The organism is Alcanivorax sp. HI0044, assembly GCF_001634945.1.
Map to the genome: position 1 here is coordinate 1 of NZ_LWEZ01000314.1, position 601 is coordinate 601.

Here is a 601-nt window from a genome sequence, read left to right on the forward strand (position 1 = left end):
CGGTCCATTCGAAACCGAAGCCGGCGGGCAGCTTGGCAGACAGTTCTTCCATGGCATCCATGGCGTCACCGGTACTGTAGCCGGGTGCCGCGTTGCCCTGGATGTTCACCGAGGAGACGCCGTTGTAACGTTCCAGCTTGGGCGAGCCATAGGTCCAGTGGCCGGTGGCGAACGTGGAGAACGGCACCATTTCGCCCTGATTATTACGCACGAACCAGTCGTTGATGTTTTCCGGCAGCATCCGGTAGGGCGCATCGGCTTGTACATACACCCGTTTCACCCGGCCCCGGTCCACGAAGTTGTTCACGTAGCTGGAGCCCCAGGCAATCTGCAGGGTGTTGTTGATATCACTGATGGACAGGCCCAGCGCCTTGGCTTTCTGCTGGTCAATGTCGATCTGGTATTGCGGGCTGTCTTCCAGGCCGTTGGGGCGTACCCCGGCCAGGCGTGGATCCTGGGCGGCCATGCCGAGCATCTGGTTACGGGCCTGAATCAAAGCCTCATGGCCCTGGCCGGACTGGTCCAACAGCTGGAAGTCGAAGCCGCTGGCATTGCCCAGTTCGGGAATCGAGGGCGGATTCAGGGCGAACATCATGGCTTC

Annotated in this window: 1 protein-coding gene; it reads right to left on the bottom strand. The window is 60.7% G+C overall.

Translation table 11 applies throughout. The features are described from left to right. The coding region (locus tag A3730_RS03805) for an efflux RND transporter permease subunit (protein WP_197477268.1) at window positions 1-601 on the bottom strand (601 nt) is incomplete at both ends.